This is a genomic window from Psychrobacter sp. (genome assembly GCF_018260395.1).
In the GTDB taxonomy this organism is placed as follows: Bacteria; Pseudomonadota; Gammaproteobacteria; order Pseudomonadales; family Moraxellaceae; genus Psychrobacter.
The window spans coordinates 1-4,397 of record NZ_JAGLBC010000170.1; the positions used below are offsets into that span (position 1 = coordinate 1).

3 protein-coding genes are annotated in these 4,397 nt (G+C 41.1%); all 3 read right to left on the reverse strand.

All coding sequences use genetic code 11. The features are described 5' to 3' along the window. Positions 1-180: 180 nt before the first annotated feature. Positions 181-1,053, reverse strand: coding sequence for a bile acid:sodium symporter (locus tag QZ265_RS09930; RefSeq protein ID WP_296405775.1), 873 nt, complete (start codon positions 1,051-1,053; stop codon positions 181-183). A gap of 294 nt (positions 1,054-1,347) precedes the next feature. Continuing rightward, positions 1,348-2,466 (reverse strand): bifunctional 3,4-dihydroxy-2-butanone-4-phosphate synthase/GTP cyclohydrolase II, encoded by a 1,119-nt coding sequence (gene ribBA / locus QZ265_RS09935; protein WP_296405777.1) that lies wholly within the window; start codon positions 2,464-2,466, stop codon positions 1,348-1,350. Between the two features lie 308 nt (positions 2,467-2,774). Continuing rightward, positions 2,775-4,103 carry a replication-associated recombination protein A gene (locus tag QZ265_RS09940; protein WP_296405779.1) on the reverse strand — a complete coding sequence of 443 codons (1,329 nt, stop codon included), beginning with the start codon at positions 4,101-4,103 and terminating at the stop codon, positions 2,775-2,777. Positions 4,104-4,397 lie beyond the last annotated feature (294 nt).

Here is a 4,397-nt window from a genome sequence, read left to right on the forward strand (position 1 = left end):
CATTCATTTAAAGCATCCGAATCAAGGTTATCATAAAAGGTATTTTAATAGAATAGTAGGTTTACTAAGACTAATAAAGAAAGCTTATGTAAAAGTAAGCAAACTATTAAAACACTGATAGGTGATTGTCAAACATTACAACTCAATACAACCCAATACAAACCAATATAAAGAGCTGTCTTACTCAAACTTCCTAAATAATAAAATATATGGCACCACCAAAAGATACATGATTACACTATATATGGCCGCCGGTAATGCAAAGGCTGGCAAAACTGTATCGATGCTTCCTATCGATACTGCCAAGACACCTGAGAGTGCTATGGCCATCGTGCTGTTTTGAATGCCGACTTCGATCCCAAGGGTCTTTGCATCGTGCCAAGACACGCCAAGCAGTTTTGGAATACCAATACCGATGATAAACAAAGACATGATTAAGGTAATAGTCATCATAATCATCTTACCCGTATCATCGAGCAGCACCTCGTGATTACTAAATATTGCTAGAAGCGCCAACAGCACAAACAACACCAATGCCACTTTCATAAACTTACTACGGTGTTTATCGCTGAAGGTTTTGGCTTTTTCATTGACCAATATACCAAGACCAACTGGCAGGGCAGTGATGAAAAACATCTTAAGTCCCATACTCAGCATACTCACTTGACCAGACTCTGAGCCTAGATAGTAGCTATAGGCAATGGTGGTCAAAATGGGAACGGTGACTATAGAGACTAAGCTCATCACGGACGTCAGCGCTACAGATAAGGCCAAATTGCCATTTACTAGCTTACTAAGCACATTACTGGTAATACCGCCCGGACAAAAGCTTAGTAACATAAAGCCAAACGCAAAGACAGGATCTGGCTTAAGTAGAACAATCAGCAGCAAGGTAAACAACGGTAAGATAATTAATTGTGAGACAAAACCAATGAGGAAGGGCTTAGGTGCCTTAAGAACGTATTTCATATCTACCAGTCGCATTGAAAGTCCCAATGCAAACATGATAAAGCCTAACACCAGTGGTAACAAGGCCACAGAAAGAGTTTCCATACTTAAATCCATTTAGGTATATTGTAAAGCAGCTTCCAGTATAGGTAATACAAGGGGATGAAACAAGGCTAAAGCGCTATAAAAGAAAAGCAGCAAAGAAAAGCGGAAAATGAAAGAAAAAAGAAAACTAGAAAAGAAAAAAGGCTAAATGAATAGTACTATTTAAGAGGATTTGATTTTAAGGGAAGTTTATAAAATTATATTTTTATTCATTAAACCTTGTGTTGCAGCTCAATATAACGGCTGCAACAGCTTTAAGGGTTTAATGAATCAAACATAAACTTTGTTTAAATACTAAGATGCGGGCGTGTTTGGAGAGTCAATGCACTCCACCACATTAAGATCGAAACCTGACAGTGCATTAAACTTAAGCGGTGTCGATAACAAGCGCATATCACGTACCCCTAAATGACGTAAAATCTGAGCGCCTACCCCGATGCTACGGTAAGGTTGGTTTGATAAAGTAGATACGGACTGATTGTTGCTGGCACGTTCAAGTGCTTCGCCCAAATCAACTGGTTGATTACTGCCAATCCAGACCAAGACGCCTCGCTCAGATTGGCTAATTTCTTGTAAAGAGCTCTGGATACTCCAACCACTGCGACCGGTAGCATCACGTTTGGCAGAAAATAAATCCCGTAGCGGATGGAAACCATGAACACGCACAGTGCTAATACCTTCGCTTAAGTTACCTTTGACTAATGCCAAGTGAGTTTCAGTGGCGCCATACTCTTTGAATTGATACAGCATAAAAGTACCGAAGTCTGTCTCAAAAGGACGTTTGCTGACCTCATTGACAGTTTGCTCATTGGCAATACGATAGTTAATTAAGTCAGCAATGGTACCGATTTTTAAATCGTGTTCTGCAGCGAATTTTTCTAAGTCATCACGGCGAGCCATGGTGCCATCTGGATTGATAATTTCAACAATAACGGCGGCAGGTTCTAGACCGGCCAATCGAGCCAAATCGCAACCGGCTTCAGTATGACCGGCACGGTGTAAAACACCGCCTTGTTGCGCCATAATTGGGAAGATATGACCGGGCTGCACGATATCTTCTGCTTTGGCAGTGGCAGATACCGCAGCTTGTACCGTACGTGCACGATCAGCAGCAGAAATACCTGTGGTCACGCCTTCAGCAGCTTCAATAGAAACGGTAAAGTTGGTACTGAACTTGGCTTCGTTGCGATCGCTCATGAGAGGTAGTTCAAGACGACGACAGCGCTCTTCGGTCAAGGTCAAGCAGACCAAGCCACGAGCATGGGTAATCATAAAGTTAATGGCCTCACTATTAACATGGGTAGCGGCCATGATCAGATCGCCTTCATTCTCTCGATCTTCATCGTCCATCAAAATGACCATCTTGCCTGCACGAATGTCTTCAATGATGTCTTTAATATTATCTAATGGCATATGGATTTGTCTCTTATATATTTAGTAGCTTTTGATTAAAGGTGTTAAGTGATATCTATTGGTATGAGTTAATATCAAATAATAATAACTGATATTTAGGGGTAATAAATGATAATAGGTTTAAAGCATGCTGACTATTGTAACCTTTACTGACCTTGAGTGCCATTCACTGCTATCAATCATTGCCTTTGATAATTCAGCAGAAGATTTATAAGAAGCTTTGTTATAAGCTAGTTTTCATAAATTTGGTTTGTTCAAATGCTTTTATAAGGTTGCAGTTACAAAGGATTTACGAATGGTGTATTGAGCTATTCATCATTGAATTGATTGCTATTAGACTGAGCCTGTAACCAGTGCATAAACTTAAAACTATGCTGCTCTCGTTGGTTATCGGCATAGTGATAAAATTGAGTACCGATTAAATTGTCTGGCAAGTATTGTTGCGGCTGATAGTGATTTGGATAATCATGCGGATATAGATAGCCCTCGCCATAGCCTTGAGATTGCATGAGCTTGGTAACCCCGTTGCGTAGATGTAATGGCACAGGGGATTGGTCTTGTTGAGCCAGTTGCATTGCTTTATTGATTGCCAAATAAGTGCTATTGCTCTTAGCAGACGTCGCCAAATACACCACCACTTGACCTAGGATAATGCGTGCTTCAGGCATACCAATCATTTTCACAGAGCGCAGGGCGGCATCGGCCAACAATAGCGCATTGGGATTAGCATTACCGATGTCTTCACTGGCCAATATTACCAAACGACGGGCAATAAACTCAGGCGGCTCGCCAGCGACTAACATTCGAGCCATCCAGTATAAAGCGGCATCAGGATCTGAGCCACGTACCGATTTAATCATTGCTGAGATGATATCGTAATGCTGATCACCATCTTTGTCATAGCGCTGCAACGCCGTTTGAGCCACACGGGACAATAGCTCATCGTCAATCAAGAGAGGCGACTGATTATGGTCTGCCGCTTGTATTGCCATTTCAAGTAAATTTAGCGATTTTCGTGCATCCCCATGTGCCAACTTGGCTATTTGTGAGGTGGCTTGTAGCTGAATGTTCAACTTTGACAAAAACTTATCTTCAATGATGGCGCGCTGCACTAATTTCTCAATTTGCTCTTCTGTCAATGGCTCCAAACGATACACCTGACAGCGTGAGAGTAGCGCATTATTGACACTAAAGGACGGATTCTCAGTTGTGGCGCCGATTAGTGTGATATCTCCAGACTCAACAGCCCCCAAAAGAGCATCTTGTTGCGCTTTATTAAAGCGGTGAATCTCATCAATGAAGACCACTGGTGGCGCAAAGTCTAACCCACTTTGACCGGATTTCTGACCGGCGTCCAATACTTCACGCAACTGTTTGACGCCGGTATTAATCGCTGATAGGGGGTAAAAAGGCCGATTTACAGCATCAGCGAGTAACATGGCAATGGTAGTCTTACCAATACCTGCCTCACCGTGTAAGATTAAGGAAGGCAAATGACCATGTTCAACAAAACGGCGAATAGGTGCACCGGGTGCAAGCAAGTGAGTTTGTCCAATAACTTGTTCTAAAGTTGTCGGTCGCATCCGCTGGGCCAAAGGTATATCTGAGTAGAAAAAAGTTTTGCTTTTATTGACCATAATAGAGAACAATCGCCTTGTACAAATTTGATAGCAAAATAGGGGCAGACAAATACTTTTTAGATGAGGGGTTAGTTTTAGTGTGCGTAGTTTGAATTAACGTCAAGTTTAAACAGATTGCGTTATGCCATTGATTACAGCTTAAAACAGGTTAAATTGCAAGTTTAACGCCTATAACTTTATAGATTTTTTGTAAGGTTAATTCAGCTTACTGAGTCTTAATATATTTATTTATTAAATACGAACTTAGCTTATGATGAACTGAAATAGTTTTATGTCAGATTAAATTGTTTT

Bases quoted from the DNA above. Each gene is read 5' to 3' on its own strand.
- QZ265_RS09930 (WP_296405775.1), bottom strand. From the start codon at position 1,053: ATGGAAACTCTTTCTGTGGCCTTGTTACCACTGGTGTTAGGCTTTATC.
- ribBA (WP_296405777.1), bottom strand. From the start codon at position 2,466: ATGCCATTAGATAATATTAAAGACATCATTGAAGACATTCGTGCAGGC.
- QZ265_RS09940 (WP_296405779.1), bottom strand. From the start codon at position 4,103: ATGGTCAATAAAAGCAAAACTTTTTTCTACTCAGATATACCTTTGGCC.